This is a genomic window from Microbacterium sp. cx-55 (assembly GCF_021117345.1).
GTDB lineage: Bacteria > Actinomycetota > Actinomycetes > Actinomycetales > Microbacteriaceae > Microbacterium.
Window position 1 is genome coordinate 202,305 of sequence record NZ_CP088261.1, and the last position, 17,114, is coordinate 219,418.

Sequence of the window (17,114 nt, forward strand, 5' to 3'; positions counted from 1 at the left end):
CGGCGACGCCTCCTTCCCCCGGTTCGCGCCGGCCGTCACGAAAGCGCGCCCGTGTCTTCACTCGCCGTCCTGAGTCTCAAGAACCGCGCGCTGATCGCGCTCATCACGATCGTGGCGGCCATCTTCGGCTCGCTCGCTCTCGTGAACGCCAAGCAGGAACTCATTCCGTCGATCGAGCTTCCGGTGCTGTCGATCGTGACGACCTACCCGGGAGCCTCTCCCGACGTCGTGAACAACGATGTCTCGACGCCGATCGAGACCGCGATCCAGGGCGTGCCGGGGCTCGAGTCGACGACCGCCACGAGCACGACCAACGCGTCCATCATCCAGGCGTCGTTCACCTACGGCACTGATCTCGCGACCTCCGAGCAGAAGATCCTGCAGGCCATCAACCGCATCGAGTCGCAGCTGCCGGCCGATGTCGAGCCGAACGTGATCTCGGCGAGCATCGACGACTTCCCTGTGGTGCAGATCGCGGTCACCGGCTACGACGATGAAGCCGCCGCGCAGTCCGCCCTCGAATCGAGCGTGGTTCCCGAGCTCCAGGACGTCGACGGCGTCAACGCCGCGCAGATCGTCGGCGGCATCGGTGAGCGCATCACGATCACCCCCGATCAGGCGGCACTCGCCGAGCGCGGATTCACGCAGCAGGCGATCACCGACGCGCTCGATGCGAACGGCGTGCTGTTCCCGGGCGGCGAGATCACCCAGTCCGATCAGACCCTGACGGTGCAGACGGGCGCGAAGATCACGTCGGTCGACGAGCTCGCATCGCTGCCGCTCGTGCCGACGGATGCGGCGCAGTTCGGTGCGGGCGCCGTCACGATCGGCGACGTCGCGGCCGTGGCCGAGGTGGCCGACCCCGTCACGTCGATCTCCCGGGTCGACGGCGAAGCGGCGCTCACGATCGCGGTGACCAAGCTCCCGTCGGCCAACACGGTCGACGTGTCGCGCGGCATCCTGGACGTGCTGCCCACGCTCGAAGATGACGTGCCCGGCGCAACCTTCACCGTGGTCTTCGACCAGGCGCCGTTCATCCAGCAGTCGATCGAAGCGCTCGCTCAGGAGGGCCTGCTCGGCCTCGTCTTCGCGGTGCTCGTGATCCTGCTCTTCTTGCTCTCGGTGCGTTCCACGCTCGTGACCGCGATCTCGATTCCGACGAGCGTGCTGATCACGTTCATCGGAATCCAGGCCTTCGGGTACTCCCTCAACATCCTCACCCTCGGTGCCCTGACGATCGCCATCGGCCGCGTCGTGGACGACTCGATCGTCGTGATCGAGAACATCAAACGGCATTACGTGCGGGGCGCCGACAAGCTCGCCTCGATCCTGCTCGCCGTCCGGGAGGTGGCCGCGGCGATCACCGCGTCGACCCTGACGACCGTCGCCGTCTTCCTGCCGATCGCGTTCGTCGGAGACCTGACGGGCGAACTGTTCCGCCCCTTTGCGCTGACCGTTACGATCGCGATGGTCTCGTCGCTCCTCGTGGCGCTGACCATCGTGCCCGTGCTGGCGTACTGGTTCCTGCGCCCCGGCAAGCCTGTCCTCGACGAGAACGGTGCGCAGATCGATCCGGAGGACCCGGCCGCGCCGCCGAGCCGGCTGCAGAAGGCGTACCTGCCGGCGCTGCGGTGGACGCTCTCGCACGGCTTCATCACCCTGCTCCTCGCGGTCGTCGTGCTCGCCGGCACGCTCCTCGCCGTGCCGCTGATGAAGGTCAACTTCCTCGGCGACAGCGGTCAGAACACGCTCACCGTGACCCAGGAGCTGGCGCCGGCCGCGAGCCTCGACGCCGAAGACGCCGCCGCGCAGCGCGTAGAGCAGGCGCTCGTCGACCTCGACGGCGTGCAGACCGTGCAGGTCTCGATCGGTTCGACCGGTTCGGCGCTGCGCGACGCGTTCAGCGGTGGGGGCGCCGGAGTCACCTACTCGATCACGACGGATGCGGACGCAGACCAGGCCGAGGTGCGCGCTGCGGTGCAGTCCGCGGTCGCCGACCTCGACGACGTCGGCACCATCACGGTCGCCGCGGCCGGCGGTGGATTCGGCTCGAGCGACATCGAGGTCGACGTCACCGCGCCCGATGCGAGCACGCTCCAGAACGCGACGGATGCGGTCGTCGCGTCGCTGCAGGCCCGCGACGGGCTCGGCCAGGTGTCGAGCAACCTCGCCGCATCGCTTCCGTACATCAGTGTCGCGGTCGATCGCGCGGCGGCCGCCGAGCGGGGTCTTTCCGAGGTCGCTGTCGGCGGGCTCGTCTCGAACACCATGCAGCCGCGCCAGATCGGCACGATCGAGGTCGATGAGACCGCGGTCACCGTCTACCTCGCGGCGTCGGCCACGCCGGCCACGATCGACGATCTCCGCGCCCTGCAGATCCCGACGGCGACCGGCCCGGTGCGGCTCGACGAGATCGCGACCGTCGACCAGACCGACGGCCCGACATCGATCACCACGGAGCGCGGCCAGCGCACCGCGACCGTGACGGTCACCCCGCAGAGCGACGACCTGAACGCCGCGTCGACGCTCGTGAACGAGGCGCTCGCCGACACCGACCTGCCGCAGGGCGCCGACGCATCCGTCGGCGGCGTGCTGACGCAGCAGCAGGACGGCTTCGCTCAGCTCGGTCTCGCCATGCTCGCCGCCATCCTGATCGTCTACATCATCATGGTGGCGACGTTCCGGTCGCTGCGTCAGCCGCTGCTGCTGCTCGTCTCGGTGCCGTTCGCGGCGACGGGCGCGATCCTGCTGCAGATCGTCAGCGGCATCCCGCTCGGCATCGCGTCGCTGATCGGTGTCATCATGCTGATCGGCATCGTGGTGACCAACGCGATCGTGCTCGTCGACCTGGTCAACCAGTACCGGGAGAAGGGTCTGAGCACGTTCGACGCGACGATCGCCGGCGGCTCACGGCGTCTGCGCCCGATCCTGATGACCGCTCTTGCGACGATCTTCGCCCTCACGCCGATGGCGCTCGGGATCACCGGTCACGGCGGGTTCATCTCCCAGCCGCTGGCGATCGTCGTTATCGGCGGGTTGGTGTCGTCGACCGTGCTGACCCTGCTCGTGCTGCCGACGCTGTACAACCTCGTCGAGGGCGCACGCGAACGTCGCGCCGCGCGTCGAGACGAGGCTCCGGACGACGACGGCGGAGACGACGCGGAACCGCATGCTGCCCCGAGCGGACCTGCTCCGACGCGTCGAGCGCTCCGCTCGAAGGGGTCTGCGGCCTGACGTCCGACTCTCCCGCGCGCGGCGTCGCGCGGGGCGGTGTCGCGACGATCACCGTCTCGACACCGGCGTCGGCCTGCGTCGGGGCGACGGATGCGGGGGCGTCGGCCGTTTCGATCGTGAACGTGTCGTCGGCTTCGGCGACGGTGGCTTCGGCAAAGACGGCGTCAGCGACGACGGCTTCCGCGCGGACGGGAACGGGCGCGGCGAGCACGGATGCGGGCGCCGCAGCGCGGGCAGCAGCGGCTTCGGCGAGCGCGGCGTCGCGGCGCACGCAGAGCGCGAGGCATCCGAGGAAGATCCCCGACCAGCCGAAGATCGCCCCGAAGGCGATGACCTCGAACAGGGCGAGGTTGATCTGGCCGGTGACGAACACCCAGGCGCCCGCGAACACGCCCGCGAAGACGAGGACCGTCGCCAGCACCAGGCGGCGCGGCATCCGGTGCATCAGGAACGGGCTCGTTACGAGCAGGCCGGCGAACCCGAGCACCATGGCGGCGGCGACGCGGTCGTGCACGAATCCGTTGGAGTTGAGCGGGACGCAGCCCACGAGCGACAGGTTGACGCCCATGATCGAGTACATGATGCGCGTGGTGCGGGCGGCGCCGCGTCGGATGCGTCCGGGCGCGAGAGCGCGCAGCTCGCGCGCGACGGCGCCGGCGTAGATCACGACGAGGATTCCGCCGGCGATGAGCGCGCCGTTGAAGAATGCCGCTGATCCGTTCTTGAACGTGCCCAGCTGGCTGAAATGCAGGTGCCACCAGACGGGGTCGGTGGTCGTGGCGATGGAGATCCCGATGCCGACGAGCATGGTCGTGCCGATCAGTACCGCGAGGCGGGAGGCTGATGCGGCGCGCAGACGCTCGACCCACGCCAGCGCCCCCGTGCGCTCTGGAGGAGTCGGCCCTGCCACCGCCACCGCGGGGAAGAATACGACGAAAGAAGAAACAGCAGAACGCATGCGGGTACCCTCCACCCAGACGGACACCGATAAACCGCCGGTGGAGTCGCGTGGATCCCCGCCCCGCACCGGATGACGAGCGCCAGACCCTGAATCCGGCGCGGCAGAAAGACTGCCGGTCTAAAGGTATCGGTCGCGGGTTAACGCTGACCCCGGAGTGTGTTACCTCTTAACGCAGAAATCCGGGCATTCAGGGTCGATCAGGGCGTGCGCTCACGCGTGCAGCGTGATTCCCCACCGCAGATGCCAGGCCTCGCCGTGTTCGAGCCAGCGGAGGTCGCGCCCGGAGTTGAGCGCATCGGCCGGCGCCGTCATGGGCTCGATGGCCAGCGCGAGGTCGTGTCCGGGGTACCGGTCGGTCGTGAAGAGCTGCAGGTACTCGAACCCCTCGCCCGCCCACAGCTCGACCCGCCGCCCGTCGGGGGCGTGCAGGATCGCACGAATGAGGCCATCCGCCCCGCGGGGGATTCCCGTGAATGCCGCGTCGAGAGCGAGGTCGCCGACCCGCCGCGGGACGCGGAGATCGTGCTCCTCGTCGAGGGGCTCCTCGGCGATCGGGAGGTTCCGCTCATCGAGGCGGAACCAGGACGCGGCATCCAGCTCGAGGCGAAGGTCGGCGGTCGCGGCGTCGGAGAAGCACAGATAGGGGTGGATGCCGACCGCCACGGGAGCAGCGGCCGCCCCCACGTTGACGATCTCGTGCTCGACCGTGATGCCCGCATCCGTCAGCGTGTAGATCACCCGGGTCTCGAGGTGAAACGGGTACCCGGTCTGGGGAACGACAGCGGCCGCCAGCGTGACCGCATCCGCGGAGGTCGCGACCGGCCGGTACGGCGTGAACCGCAGCAGACCGTGCGAGGCGTTGCCGAACTTCGGCTCCGAGATGGCGAGCTGGTACGTCTGCCCGCGCTGGGTCCAGAGGCCATCGCGGATGCGGTTCGGCCAGGGAACGAGCACGACACCGGATGCGGCCGGTGTCGGCAGGTCGTCGGCGTATCGCGGCACGAGATCCACGTCGCCCACGCGCAGGGCACGGAGCGCGGCGCCCACTTGGGCGATCTCCGCAGACCCCCGCTCGGAACGGAGGGTGAAACGGTGACCGGTCGGATCGGCGCTCATGCGTTCAGCGTAGACGGCACGCGCTCGGCACTCTTCCAGGCCGGTGCGCTACTCTTGAGGGTCGGCTCTGGACACCGCGCATGTTGTGCGGATGGGTTTGTGAGTTCTAGGGGCCGATGGTGAGTGCCGATCGGCACACATGATCATCATCGATAATGGCCCCCGGATGACGGATGTCCCGGGTTATCCCCGCGTGCGCGCGGGTGCTGTTCTCGTTCGAGAGAACCCAGAAGGACACACGCATGCCCAAGAACAAGAAGCCCGCCGGCGGACGACCGGCGAAGAACTTCGAGCCCCGCTACGGATCGAAGACCTCCTATCAGGACCGCAAGCGTCGCCCCGGCGAAGCATCGGCGGGAACCACCGGCTCCAAGAGCGCCGGCCACCGCGGCTACCGCGCGGAGGAAGCGACCGCCGAAGCTCCGAAGCGCCGCTGGACCGCATCCGACCGTGCCGGTCGCGACGAGTCGCGCAGCATCCGCACCACGGGCCGCGATGAGCGCCCCGCCCGCTCGTTCGACGACCGCCCCCAGCGCCGCGTCGCCGGGGAGCGTCCGGCCCGGTCGTTCGATGACCGCGCGCCCCGCACGTACGGCGATCGCCCGCAGCGTGATGACCGCGCTCCTCGCACGTACGGTGACCGCCCGCAGCGTGATGACCGCGCGCCTCGTACGTACGGTGACCGTCCCGCTCGTGACGACCGTGGCGCTCGCTCCTACGGCGACCGTCCGGCCCGTGACGACCGTGCGCCCCGCACGTACGGTGACCGCCCGCAGCGTGATGACCGCGCGCCTCGTACCTACGGTGACCGTCCCGCTCGTGACGACCGCGCGCCCCGCACGTACGGTGACCGCCCGCAGCGTGATGACCGTGGCGCTCGCTCCTACGGCGACCGTCCGGCCCGTGACGACCGTGCGCCCCGCACGTACGGTGACCGCCCTCAGCGTGACGATCGCGCGCCTCGCACGTACAGCGACCGACCGCAGCGTGACGACCGTGCGCGCCGCGACGAGCGTCCGGCCCGGTCGTTCGACGAGCGTCCGGCCCGCACGAACAGCGACCGTCCGCAGCGCGACGAGCGTCCGGCCCGTTCTTTCAACGATCGCCCCCAGCGTTCCTTCTCGGACCGTCCGGCCCAGAGCGATCGTCCGCGCCGCACCTCCGACGAGCGTCCCGCACGCTCCTCCGACGACCGCGCGCCGCGCACCGATCGCCCCCGTCGCACTGACGGTCCGGGTCGATCGGACTGGAAGGCGACGCCGAAGGCGTACGACGCGCACGTCGACACCGTGCACGAGCGTCTCGAGGCCGAGTCGGTTGTGGCCGAGTCGGTCGAAGGCCAGGGCTTCGGTGAAATCGGCCTGGGCGACAACATCGTGAAGGCGCTCGCCGAGCTCGGCGCCGCATCCCCGTTCCCGATCCAGACCGCGACGATCCCGTCGATCCTCGAGGGTCGCGACGTTCTCGGGCGCGGACGCACCGGCTCCGGAAAGACCATCGCGTTCGGCGCGCCGCTCGTCGAGAATGTGCTGCGTTCGCAGAAGGGGAGCAAGCGCGAGTTCGGCCGCAAGCCGCGCGCGCTGATCCTCGCCCCCACGCGCGAGCTCGCCCTGCAGATCGACCGCACGGTGCAGCCCATCGCGCGGAGCGTGGGCCTGTTCACGACGCAGATCTACGGCGGCGTGCCGCAGGCGCGTCAGGTCGGAGCACTCAAGAAGGGCGTCGACATCATCATCGGCACCCCCGGCCGCATCGAAGACCTGGTGAACCAGGGCAAGCTCGACCTCTCGCAGGTGCAGATCGCGGTCCTCGACGAGGCCGACCACATGGCCGAGCTCGGGTTCGTCGAGCCTGTTCAGCGGATCCTCCGCGAGACCGCCCCGAACAGCCAGAAGCTGCTGTTCTCCGCGACGCTCGACCGTGAGGTCGCCGCGCTCGTCGACGAGTTCCTGCGCGATCCCGCCGTGTACGAGGTTGCCGGGGAGACCCAGGAGTCCAGCACGATCGAGCACCGCGTGTTCGTGATCGACCACCGCGACAAAGCCGAAATGCTCACGTCGCTCGTCGACCGCGAGGGCAAGACGCTCGTCTTCGCTCGCACCCGCGCCTACGCCGAGATGCTCGCGGAGTCCTTCGAGGACGCCGGTATCGCCGCGGTCGCCCTGCACGGAGACCTCAACCAGGCCAAGCGCACGCGCAACCTGCAGCGCATGACCGACGGCAAGGTGCGCGTGCTCGTGGCCACCGACGTCGCGGCTCGCGGCATCCACGTCGACGACATCGACCTGGTCGTCCAGGCCGATGCGCCCGACGAGTTCAAGGCGTACCTGCATCGCTCGGGGCGTACCGGTCGCGCGGGTCGCTCGGGCACGGTCGTGACCCTGGTGACGCGTCAGCGCCGTCGGCGCATGACCGAGCTGCTCGGTCGCGCCGAGATCGACGCGCCGTTCGACGAGGTGCGCCTCGGCGACGACGTGATCGAAGAGGTCACCGGCCGCCAGCTCGCCGACGTCGCGAACTGACGCCGCACCACCCCTAGACCGCGAGACTGCAGTTTCGCGCCGAGACGTTGGGTTACACCCGCTGTCTCGGCGCGAGAATGCAGTCTCGCGGTTTTTCGCGCGTCAGAACAGGCGCGGCGGGGCGGCGGATGCGGATGCGGCGGATGCGGATGCAGCAGCGGCGGCGGAAGCAGCGGCGGCGGCGAGGCCGCGGGAGGTCACGCGCACGGGCAGGGCTCCGGGCGGACCCCCGCCGGCGGGACGAGCGCGCACCGGCTCCTCCTCGTCGCGGCCGTCGAGGCCGTGGGCGCGGAGGAGCGGTCGCACCCGGCGCGCGAGCCACTGCCGGTACGCCTTCGGCGCGGCGGCGCTGACGCCCGGGTAGAGGCCGAGATAGCTCGACACGAGATGCGGATGCGTGCTCTCCAGCCACTGCATGAACCACGGCTTGACCCCCGCGCGCAAGTGCAGCGCCCCGTAGACGACGCGCACCGCGCCGGCATCCCGGATCCGGCGGAGGGCGTCGTCGAGCGCGGCGATCGAATCGGTGAGGTGCGGCAGCACCGGCATCAGGAAGACGGTGACGCGGAACCCCGCATCCGTCGCCGCGCGCACGGTGTCGAGCCGGGCCTGCGCGGACGGCGTGCCCGGCTCGATCTGCTTCTGCAGCTCGTCGTCGTACACCGCGATCGACATCGCGATGGAGATCGGCACGCGCGCGTGGGCCTTCTGCAGCAGCGGAAGATCGCGGCGCAGCAGGGTTCCTTTCGTGAGGATCGAGAAGGGGGTGTCCGACCCGGCGAGCGCCTCGATGATGCCCGGCATGAGCCGGTAGCGGCCCTCCGCGCGCTGGTACGGATCGGTGTTGGTGCCGAGCGCCACATGCTCACGGCCCCACGAGCCGCGGTGCAGCTCTCGCTCGAGCACCTCGGCCACATTCACCTTCACGACGACCTGCGAGTCGAAATCCCGCCCGGCGTCCAGGTCGAGATACGTGTGCGTGCCCCGGGCGAAGCAGTACACGCACGCATGACTGCATCCTCGATACGGGTTCACGGTCCAGTCGAACGGCATCGCCGACGAACCCGGCACGTGGTTCAGAGCCGAACGCGCCGCGACCTCGTGGAACGTCATCCCGGCGAACTCGGGCGTCGTCACAGAACGGACGAGACCCGACAACTGCTCCATTCCGGGCAGTGCCGCCGCATCCGACGCGTCTACCTGCTGCCCCTGCCATCGCATCCTCAGAGTAGAACAAAGAACCGATACTAAGTCAACCACCGGGTGTCCATATTCGTAGATAAAACGGATGCGGTCGCCGTGTCGGCCGCGATCGGGCGATGGGTGGACGACAATGGATCAGTGATCCGATCCGCCGACCCCGCGGCGGCCTCGACCCGTCGCGCTGCGCGAGTTGCGTCGGTGCGCGTGCGCCGTCGCCGCATCGTTGCGCTCTTCGCGGTCGTCGCCGTGGTGATCATTGCGGTCGCGATCGCGACGACGCGCGGCTCCGGAGGCGGCTCCGACCCGAGCGCCGTGGAGCCGGAATGGCCGGCGTCCGTCGACGCGATCCCCGCGCCGCAGTTCACGACCGTCGCCGCTGCGCCCTCGATCTGCGACGACCCTGCCGTCGCGGCCGCCGTCGCCGCGGGCGACGACGAGGCGGTCGTCATCGCGGCCGGTGGCGGCGCGGCGTTCCGCGAGGCCGTCGTCTCCGGCACCGCATCCGCCTGCGTCTCGCTCTCCGATCCGGCGCGGCGCTGGGTCGTGGTGAACAAGCAGCGTCCGCTCGATCCGCTCGACTACGTCCCCGGCAATCTGGTGCGCGTGCAGGGGCTGCAGACGATGAACTCCGGCATCCTGCGGCAGGATGCGGCGGAGGCACTGCAGGCCATGGCGAGCGCGATCGACCAGTCGGGCGTGGGGGCCATCGGGCAGCTGAGCGGATACCGCTCCTACGACGTGCAGGTCACGACCTACGCCGAGAACGTCGCGCGGGGAGGGCAGGCGGAGGCCGACATCTCGAGCGCCCGACCGGGCTTCAGCGAGCACCAGCTCGGCATCACGATGGATCTCATGCCGTGCGCGAACGGATGCGGCACCCTCGACGACTTCGGGGCGTCACCGGAAGGCCAGTGGGTCGCCGAGAACAGCTGGCAGTTCGGTTTCGTCGTCCGCTACGAGGAGGGGTACACCGTGATCACCGGGTACGAGGCCGAGCCGTGGCACCTGCGGTACCTCGGCCCCGAGCTCGCCCGCGCCTATCACGACGGCGGATGGCACACCCTCGAGGAGTTCTTCAACCTGCCCGCCGCGCCGGGTTACCCCGGCTGAGATTCCGCGGCGGTCCGCGGACGGTAGCGTGCGAGCCGCGCGACGCCCGCGCGATGCAACCGGTCGCCGACGAGCACGCCGAGTGCGGTGCCCGCGAGGCAGCTCGCGATCGTCAGCGCGAAGAACCCGATCTGCGCGCCCACCGGCATCGACCAGAGGTTGAACGAGACGGCCGCGAGGATCGGATACAGGATGCCGACGAGGAGTGCCCCGGCGTAATGCACCCAGGTGGCCCAGTAGCGGTAGATCACGACGAGAAACGCGACCTCGGCGAAGAAGGCCCACCACAGGCTGGTCGCGAGGTACGGGAAGGCGACGAGACCCGAGATGAGCCCGACGAGGATGCCGGCGAGCGGCCGGTGCAGCAGTCGCAGCGCCACCGTGGCGGGCAGGAGCCAGAGGCCCGCGATCGCGACCGAGATGAACGGGAAGACACCGAACAGCACGGTCGAGACAGCGGCGGCGCCCCAGAGCAGCACGCCCCCGGCCACGCCGATCGCGGCGCAGGTGAGCAGATAGACGGTCGATACGCGACTCATCGGGTTTCCTCTCCGGACGGAACGGTATGCGGATGCGGAGCCGCACCCTCGGGCCCCACTCGCCAGTAGCCGACGAAACCGATGGCGTCCTTCGGCACCCCGCGCTCGACGAGCGCGCGGCGACCCCCGGTTGCGAGCGCCTGCTCGCCCACCACGAACGCGTGCACGTCGGGTTGCGCGAGCGGCACGGTCCGCACCTCCGCGAGCGCCAGGGTCCCCGGAACCGTCTCGGCGTCGCGCACGAGCCACCGCACGTCGACGCCGGCGGGGCGGTCGAACTCCAGGGCGTCCTCGGCGCTCGGCACCTCGACGAGTGCGGTGCCGACCGCATCCGCCGGCAGGCTCGCGCAGATCCCCGCCACCGCGGGGAGCCCGGTCTCGTCCGCGACGAGCAGCACCCGGTCGAGGCCGTAGTCGGGGTGGAACGTGATGCCCTCATCGATGATGACGACGCTGTCGCCCGGCACCGCGGCGTGCGCCCACCGCGAGGCGGGGCCGGCGTCGGGCCCGGTGCCGTGCAGCACGAAATCGACGTCGAGCTCGGCGCCGCCGTCGGCCGACGCGGGTCGGTAGGCCCGCACCGTGTAGTTGCGCATCACCGGCCGCATTCCCTCCGGGATGCGGAGGAACTTCAGGTAGCCGATGAGCTTGTTGGCCTTCGCCGGAACCCGGTCGAGCCCCGCCTCACCGCCGACGGGCAGGAAGATCCGGAACCACTGGTCGAATCCCATGGGCGTGAACCGGTCGATGTCGCCCTCGCCGAGGGTGATCCGCATCCAGTGCGCAGACACCTGCCGGGTGCGCACGACACGGAGATGGAGCAGTTCTTGCACGGCGGGTTTGATGAGCCGACTCGAGCGGGCCATGGCGTCCTTTCGGGAACGGAGGGGTCTTGCGAGAGCCGGGGCTCAGGCGATGCCCCACGGGAAGAGAGAGAGGAAGATCGCGGCCGACGCCACCCAGAAGGCCAGCACGAACAGGGTGTCGCGGGTGCGGAAAGGCACGTCATAGCGCTCGGTGCGGTCGTCGTACGCGCCGAACGCGCGGGCATCCATCGCCAGCGCGACCCGCTCGGCGTGCCGGATCGCGCCGGCGAGCAGCGGCACGACGTACCCGAGTGCGCGTGCGGCTGCGGCGAACGGTCCGCGCCCGCCGTGGGCGCCGCGCACACGATGCGCCTGCCGGATGAGGTCGAGCTCGTGCGCGAAGCACGGCACGAATCGGAACGCGGCCAGGGCGGTGTACCCGATCCGGTACGGCACGCGCAGCTGCTGCACCATCGCGCGGACGAGGTCGGCGCCGGTGGTCGTGAGCCCCGACAGCAGCGCGAGCGTGATGATGGCGCCGAGCCGGAGCGCCGTCGCGAAGCCGATCGCGAGCGCGCCGGCGAAGAGCTTCCACTCGCCGATCTGCAGCACCACCGGGGTCGTGTCGACCCGGGACGCATCGGCCCAGAGCGAGAACCCGCATCCGATGATCGCGATCCCCAGCGGCACGGCGAGCACCAGGATGCCGGCGAGCTGCGGCGTCCACCGCGCCCCCACCAGCAGCACGGCGTACGCCAGCACGAGGAAGACGAGCGGCGTCGTCAGGTCGCGCACGAACACGAGCAGCACGGTCGCCGGGATCACGGCCGCGAGCTTCGCGAGCGGGTTGAGCGCGGACAGGAAACGCCCCGCGCGCACGGGGGCGACGGTGTCGACCGCGACGCTCACGGGGGATCCCCCGGAAGGTCGGCCAGGCGCGTGGCGCGAGCGATCTGCGGATGCTGCGACAACCCGCGCACGGCGCGGCGGAGCGGCGGCACCCGGAGTCCCGCCCGTTCGATGAGGGCGACGTCGTCGAACACCGCGCCGGTCGGTCCGTGCGCGGCGATCCGGCCGTCCTCGACCACGATCATCCGGTCCGCGTACTCGGACACGAGCTGCATGTCGTGGGTGACGACGATGATCGTGGTGCCGCCGCGGTTCAGTTCGGCGAGGAGACCCAGCAGCTCGTCGGCGCGCGCGCGGTCCTGCCCGAAGGTCGGCTCGTCGAGGGCCAGCACGGGCGCTCCCGCGACGAGCGCGGTTCCGACCGAGAGCCGGCGCTTCTGCCCGCCGGAGAGCAGGAACGGGTGGGCGTCGGCTTTGCCCTCGAGACCGAATCTCTCCAGGAGCGCGCTGGTGCGGGCGTGCACCTCGTCCTCCGAGAGGCGCAGGCGGCGTAGGCCGTGCGCGATCTCGTCGGCGACGGTGTGCGCGATGAACTGGTGCTCGGGATTCTGGAACACGAACCCGATTCGCGACGGCAGGGTGCGCGGATCGGTGCGCGAGACATCGATCCCGTCGACCCGCACCGATCCTCGCGGCGGCGGGATCACGCCGGCGATCGCCTGCAGGAGCGTCGTCTTCCCCGCGCCATTCGCGCCCACGATCGCGACGAACTCGCCGCGGACGACGTCGAGCGACACGTCGTGCAGCACCTCGACGCGCTCGCGGCGGCGTCCGCGGGTGAGGCTCAGCCCGCGGACCTGCACGACCGCATCCGTGGGTCGCGTCCGGTCGGAATCGGCCGGGGTCGTGCCCTGCTGCGGTGCGCTGACTGTCGCGCCCTGCGCGGGCCCGCTGACTGTCGCGCCCTGCGCGGGCCCGCTGACTGTCGCGCCCTGCGCCGGCCCGCTGAGAAGAGGGCCATCCGCCGAGAGGAGGGGGATTCGGCCCGAATCACCCTCATCCGGGCTGATCATCCTCGTCTCGGCGAGGGGCGCGGCGAGAGGCGCGGCGAGTGCCGTGGCGCCCAGCGCAGAGGGCGCGCGGGGCGGATGCTGCGCGAGCACCGCGCGGAGTTCCTCCGGTGTGAGCGGCAGCGGGTCGCACACGTACCCCGCTGTGCGCAGCCGCAGCGCCGCGAGCGCCGATGTCGGCAGCCACACGCCGAGGTGATGCAGCTCCGCGGCCCGGCGCCGGAGCACATCGTCGACCGGTCCGTTCGCGACGGTGCGGCCGGCCTGGTCGAGCACGACGACGCGGTCGACGATGGCGACGACGGCGTCGAGGTTGTGTTCGATGAGCACGATCGACCGGTCGCCCTCCGCGACGAGCTCGGCGAGCGTCGCGTAAACCTCCTCGATGCCCTGCGGGTCGAGGTTCGCCGTGGGCTCGTCGAGCACGAGCAGCGGCGAGCCCATCGCCAGCGCGGCCGCGATCGCCAGCCGCTGACGGCCGCCGCCCGACAGGACGTCCGGATTCTCGGCGCGCCGGTGCCAGAGCCCGACGCGGCGCAGCGACTCCTCGGCGCGGCGCAGCACCTCATCCGCCGGGAGACGCAGGTTCTCGGGGCCGAAGGCGACCTCGTCGAGGATCGTGCCCGTGACGAGCTGCGCGTCGGGATCCTGGAACACCATGGCGACATGCGTGCTGAGCGTGGCGACCGTCGCCTCCGTCGTCGCGATGCCGGCGACCTCGACGGTGCCCGTCAGCTCCGCCGGGACGACGTGCGGGATCAACCCGTCGAGCGACAGCGCGAGCGTGGACTTTCCCGATCCGCTGGGCCCGAGCAGTAGCACGACCTCGCCGCGACCCACCTCGAAACTGACGGATGCGGGCGACGGATCGGTCGCGCCGTTGTGCGTGATGCCGACGTCGCGGAGGCGGAGGAGGGGCGCATCCGGGGTCGACTCGGTGCGACCTCGCGGAGGCGACGGATGCGGATCGGGCACAGGGATTCCCGGGAGGAGAGGGCGGGTGACCCCCTCAACTTAGCCGACCCTAACCTCAGTCGGAAGCGTGCGCGCGCGGCGGGAGTCCGGCGAGGAGTTCGCGGATGCCGACGCGATACGCATCCGACAGCACCGCCGCCGGCATTCCGCACAGCAGCGCGAACTGCAGGCCGCGCCACTGCGCGACGATGCGGGTCGCAGCGTTCTCGGCCGCGGTCTGCGGGTATCCCTCGGCGACGAGCACGTCGCGCACGAGCGCGACCCAGCCCGTGCCGAGCTCGCCGAGAAACTCCGCCCACTCGTCGGGGGCGCCGATCGCGACTCCGAACCGGTGGAAGAACATCACCAGGTACGGGCGGTTCGCCTCGTCGCCGATGTCGTCCCATGCCCGCAGCAGGCGGGCCTCCAGGGGCAGATCGTCGGCGCCGAGACGGTCGAAGACCGCCGCGAGGTGCGGAAAACGCTCGGACGCCCGCGCAGCCGCCGCTTGGAGCAGGCCGCCCTTGGAGCCGAAGTAGTACAGCAGCATCCGGTTGTTCGAACCGATCTGGCGCGCGATGCCCGAGAGGCTGTGGTCGAGCATCCCGTCGGCGAGGATCAGATCGGCGACGAGCCCCGCAAGGCGCCGCCGCTCGGGGGTGTCGGCGGAGGATTCGGCGGTGGGCACGTCCGTCACCGCCGTCCGGTGCGGACGACGCCGGCGCGGCGAAGCCCCACGCCGAGCCGCAGACCGATCGCGGTCCAGGCGGCGGGCGCGAGCACGGCGACGACGAGGTACGCGACCTGCGCCCACGGTGCGTAGCTGGAGATGTGCGCCGCGAAGGCGACCGCGACCGCGATGACCACCCCGATGATGACCGCCGAGATGTAGAAACGCCACGTGGGCCAGGCGCGATAGCGGGTGAGCGCCGCGACGAGCTCCTGGATCCCGCCGAACAGGATGGCGGTGCCGAGGTAGCGGAGTGTCCACTGCGGGCTCGTCGCGCTCGCGACCAGAGCCGCCAGCACGTGGGTGAGAAGCGCGACCCAGGGAAGCCGCAGCACTTCCTGCGCGATGATGCCGGGCAGCACGTGCACCCCGAGAACCAACCCGTACGCGATCGGCACGGTCGAGAGCACGAAGAGCGTGGCCCAGCCGGCGATGCCACCGAGCAGGCCGGTCACGACACCGATCGCGGCGCAGATCAGCAGCACGCGGGTGGACATGACGACGGGACGGGCCACGGCTCCAGCGTACCGGCGGCGGCCGGGCCCCCGGACGCCCCGGACCGGGAAAGACCGGTCGCTCAGAGGCGACGCCCGCGACGGCGCAGCCGCACCGCGGGCAGCGGCGGCGCCGGCACGCGTACATCGCCGTGATCGGCGACCCGACCGAAGCGCGCGGAGTGCGCCTCCCATTCCTCGCGGGCGGCGACGATCTCCTCGTGCGAGCGACCGACGAAGTTCCACCACATGACGATCTCGTCCTCGAACGGTTCGCCGCCGAGGAGGAAGAACGTCGCCCCGGATGCGGAGTGCACATCGATTCCGTCGCGCTGGATGCCGAGGTACAGCAACTGCATGTCGCCGACGGTCTCGGTGGTGTCCGCATCCGTCGTCACGCGCAGGTCGCCGTCGACGCCGACGATGGCGTACTCCCATTCCGGATGCAGCGGCACCCGCACACGCGACCCGGCGGGCACCCGCACCTCGGCCCCCACGAGAGGCGTGAACGCGCTCGCGGGCGACGTCGTGCCGGCGAACTCGCCCATCACGACGACCGCCTCGGCGCGCTCGCCCGTGACGGCGGGCAGGGTCAGTTGCGGCAGCGACGCGTGCTGCTCGAACGCGGGGGCACCGTGGCGTCGGGACTCGGGCAATGCCACCCACAGCTGCAGGGCATCGAGCGGGATCGGCTCGTCGGTCACGGAGTACTCGCTGTGCGAGATGCCCGCACCACTCGTCATGAGGTTCAGTGCACCGCGCGAGATGAGCACATCGCTGCCGAGCGAGTCGCGGTGACGCACGACGCCCTCGAACGGCCAGGTCACCGTCTGCAGGCCGATGTGCGGATGCGGCTCCACGCGCATGAGCGCGCGCTGCGGCCCGAAGCGGTCGAGGAAGCACCAGGCGCCGACCATCGGCAGGTCGCGCTGCGGGAGGGCCCGCCGCACGTCCATCGCGCGCACGCCGCCGAGCGGCACCTCTCGCGCCTCGAGCATGACCGAGCGGGGTCCGTCGCACTCCACGGCGGATTCGGTGGTCTCCTCGACCGGACCGGCATCGAGCCGCGTCATCGCTCGCCGCCGCCGCCGCCGCTCGCGTCGGGCTCGTCGCCCGGGGGCGGCGGCTCCACTCCGGTGAGGCGACTCGAGGGCCAGGCGATGTCGAGGCCCGGCACGTCGTGGCCGCGCAGGTACTTCGCCACGAACGGGCACAGCGGTACGACGGTCTCACCGCGCGACGCGACATCCGCCATCGCCGCGGAGATGAGCCGGCTCCCGAGACCCTGCCCCGCATACGCCGGGTCCACCTGCGTGTGGGGGAACACGAGCCGCCCGCGCCGGTCGGGCTGGAACCGGGTGAACCCCGCGTCGCGACCGTCGACGCGGATCACGTACTGCCCCTCGGTATCCTCGCGGACCACCTGGATCGTCGGATCGTCCTCGCTCATGGCACATCCCCTCGTCGCTGCGTCCACGGTAACGGGCCAGCGGTGCCCGCGGGTCGCCGCATCCGGCAGACTCGAG

13 protein-coding genes are annotated in these 17,114 nt (G+C 70.8%); 3 read left to right on the plus strand and 10 right to left on the minus strand.

Annotation, left to right across the window (positions count from 1 at the left end; genetic code table 11):
- Window positions 1–51 precede the first annotated feature (51 nt).
- Entirely contained in the window at window positions 52–3,234 is a 3,183-nt protein-coding gene (locus LQ938_RS00965) for an efflux RND transporter permease subunit (RefSeq protein WP_223722198.1), read from the plus strand.
- Window positions 3,235–4,405: 1,171 nt separating this feature from the next.
- On the opposite strand, the gene LQ938_RS00970 is transcribed toward LQ938_RS00965, so the two are convergent.
- Window positions 4,406–5,311 carry an aldose 1-epimerase family protein gene (locus tag LQ938_RS00970; RefSeq protein ID WP_223722199.1) on the minus strand — a complete coding sequence of 302 codons (906 nt, stop codon included), beginning with the start codon at window positions 5,309–5,311 and terminating at the stop codon, window positions 4,406–4,408.
- A gap of 242 nt (window positions 5,312–5,553) precedes the next feature.
- Between LQ938_RS00970 and LQ938_RS00975 the strand changes: the two genes are divergently transcribed.
- Window positions 5,554–7,833, plus strand: coding sequence for a DEAD/DEAH box helicase (locus tag LQ938_RS00975; RefSeq protein ID WP_223722200.1), 2,280 nt, complete (start codon window positions 5,554–5,556; stop codon window positions 7,831–7,833).
- 102 nt (window positions 7,834–7,935) lie between these two features.
- On the opposite strand, the gene LQ938_RS00980 is transcribed toward LQ938_RS00975, so the two are convergent.
- Window positions 7,936–9,054 carry an Rv2578c family radical SAM protein gene (locus LQ938_RS00980; protein WP_223722201.1) on the minus strand — a complete coding sequence of 373 codons (1,119 nt, stop codon included), beginning with the start codon at window positions 9,052–9,054 and terminating at the stop codon, window positions 7,936–7,938.
- Between the two features lie 120 nt (window positions 9,055–9,174).
- Here LQ938_RS00980 and LQ938_RS00985 point away from each other — a divergent pair, with 120 nt between their 5' ends.
- Window positions 9,175–10,146 (plus strand): M15 family metallopeptidase, encoded by a 972-nt coding sequence (locus LQ938_RS00985; protein ID WP_223722202.1) that lies wholly within the window; start codon window positions 9,175–9,177, stop codon window positions 10,144–10,146.
- Here LQ938_RS00985 and LQ938_RS00990 read toward each other — a convergent pair.
- The 8 genes from LQ938_RS00990 to LQ938_RS01025 all read right to left on the minus strand — a co-directional run bounded on the left by LQ938_RS00990 (window position 10,134) and on the right by LQ938_RS01025 (window position 17,038).
- On the minus strand, window positions 10,134–10,685 hold the full coding sequence (locus LQ938_RS00990; RefSeq protein WP_223722203.1) for an ECF transporter S component: 552 nt from the start codon (window positions 10,683–10,685) through the stop codon (window positions 10,134–10,136). The two genes, LQ938_RS00985 and LQ938_RS00990, sit on opposite strands and share 13 nt — an antisense overlap.
- The gene (locus LQ938_RS00995) at window positions 10,682–11,551 is read right to left on the minus strand and encodes a siderophore-interacting protein (protein WP_223722204.1); all 870 of its coding nucleotides are present in this window, start codon (window positions 11,549–11,551) and stop codon (window positions 10,682–10,684) included. Before LQ938_RS00995 ends, LQ938_RS00990 begins: the two co-directional genes overlap by 4 nt.
- 42 nt (window positions 11,552–11,593) lie before the next feature.
- Window positions 11,594–12,400 (minus strand): energy-coupling factor transporter transmembrane component T, encoded by an 807-nt coding sequence (locus LQ938_RS01000; RefSeq protein ID WP_223722205.1) that lies wholly within the window; start codon window positions 12,398–12,400, stop codon window positions 11,594–11,596.
- Complete coding sequence (locus LQ938_RS01005; RefSeq protein ID WP_223722206.1) at window positions 12,397–14,385, minus strand: ABC transporter ATP-binding protein; 1,989 nt, start codon at window positions 14,383–14,385, stop codon at window positions 12,397–12,399. Before LQ938_RS01005 ends, LQ938_RS01000 begins: the two co-directional genes overlap by 4 nt.
- 55 nt (window positions 14,386–14,440) lie before the next feature.
- Window positions 14,441–15,061: a TetR/AcrR family transcriptional regulator gene (locus LQ938_RS01010; protein WP_231341346.1), complete on the minus strand. Its 621-nt coding sequence runs from the start codon at window positions 15,059–15,061 to the stop codon at window positions 14,441–14,443.
- Window positions 15,058–15,609: an ECF transporter S component gene (locus LQ938_RS01015; protein WP_223722208.1), complete on the minus strand. Its 552-nt coding sequence runs from the start codon at window positions 15,607–15,609 to the stop codon at window positions 15,058–15,060. Before LQ938_RS01015 ends, LQ938_RS01010 begins: the two co-directional genes overlap by 4 nt.
- 62 nt (window positions 15,610–15,671) lie before the next feature.
- Window positions 15,672–16,661 carry a pirin family protein gene (locus tag LQ938_RS01020; RefSeq protein ID WP_223722209.1) on the minus strand — a complete coding sequence of 330 codons (990 nt, stop codon included), beginning with the start codon at window positions 16,659–16,661 and terminating at the stop codon, window positions 15,672–15,674.
- Entirely contained in the window at window positions 16,658–17,038 is a 381-nt protein-coding gene (locus LQ938_RS01025) for a GNAT family N-acetyltransferase (protein ID WP_223722210.1), read from the minus strand. The genes LQ938_RS01020 and LQ938_RS01025 overlap by 4 nt, the downstream gene beginning before the upstream one ends.
- Window positions 17,039–17,114: the final 76 nt, after the last annotated feature.

Excerpts from the sequence above, each read along its gene's own strand:
- LQ938_RS00970 (WP_223722199.1), bottom strand. The coding sequence starts at position 5,311 with ATGAGCGCCGATCCGACCGGTCACCGTTTCACCCTCCGTTCCGAGCGG.
- LQ938_RS00975 (WP_223722200.1), top strand. The coding sequence starts at position 5,554 with ATGCCCAAGAACAAGAAGCCCGCCGGCGGACGACCGGCGAAGAACTTC.
- LQ938_RS00980 (WP_223722201.1), bottom strand. The coding sequence starts at position 9,054 with ATGCGATGGCAGGGGCAGCAGGTAGACGCGTCGGATGCGGCGGCACTG.
- LQ938_RS00990 (WP_223722203.1), bottom strand. The coding sequence starts at position 10,685 with ATGAGTCGCGTATCGACCGTCTATCTGCTCACCTGCGCCGCGATCGGC.
- LQ938_RS00995 (WP_223722204.1), bottom strand. The coding sequence starts at position 11,551 with ATGGCCCGCTCGAGTCGGCTCATCAAACCCGCCGTGCAAGAACTGCTC.
- LQ938_RS01020 (WP_223722209.1), bottom strand. The coding sequence starts at position 16,661 with ATGACGCGGCTCGATGCCGGTCCGGTCGAGGAGACCACCGAATCCGCC.
- LQ938_RS01025 (WP_223722210.1), bottom strand. The coding sequence starts at position 17,038 with ATGAGCGAGGACGATCCGACGATCCAGGTGGTCCGCGAGGATACCGAG.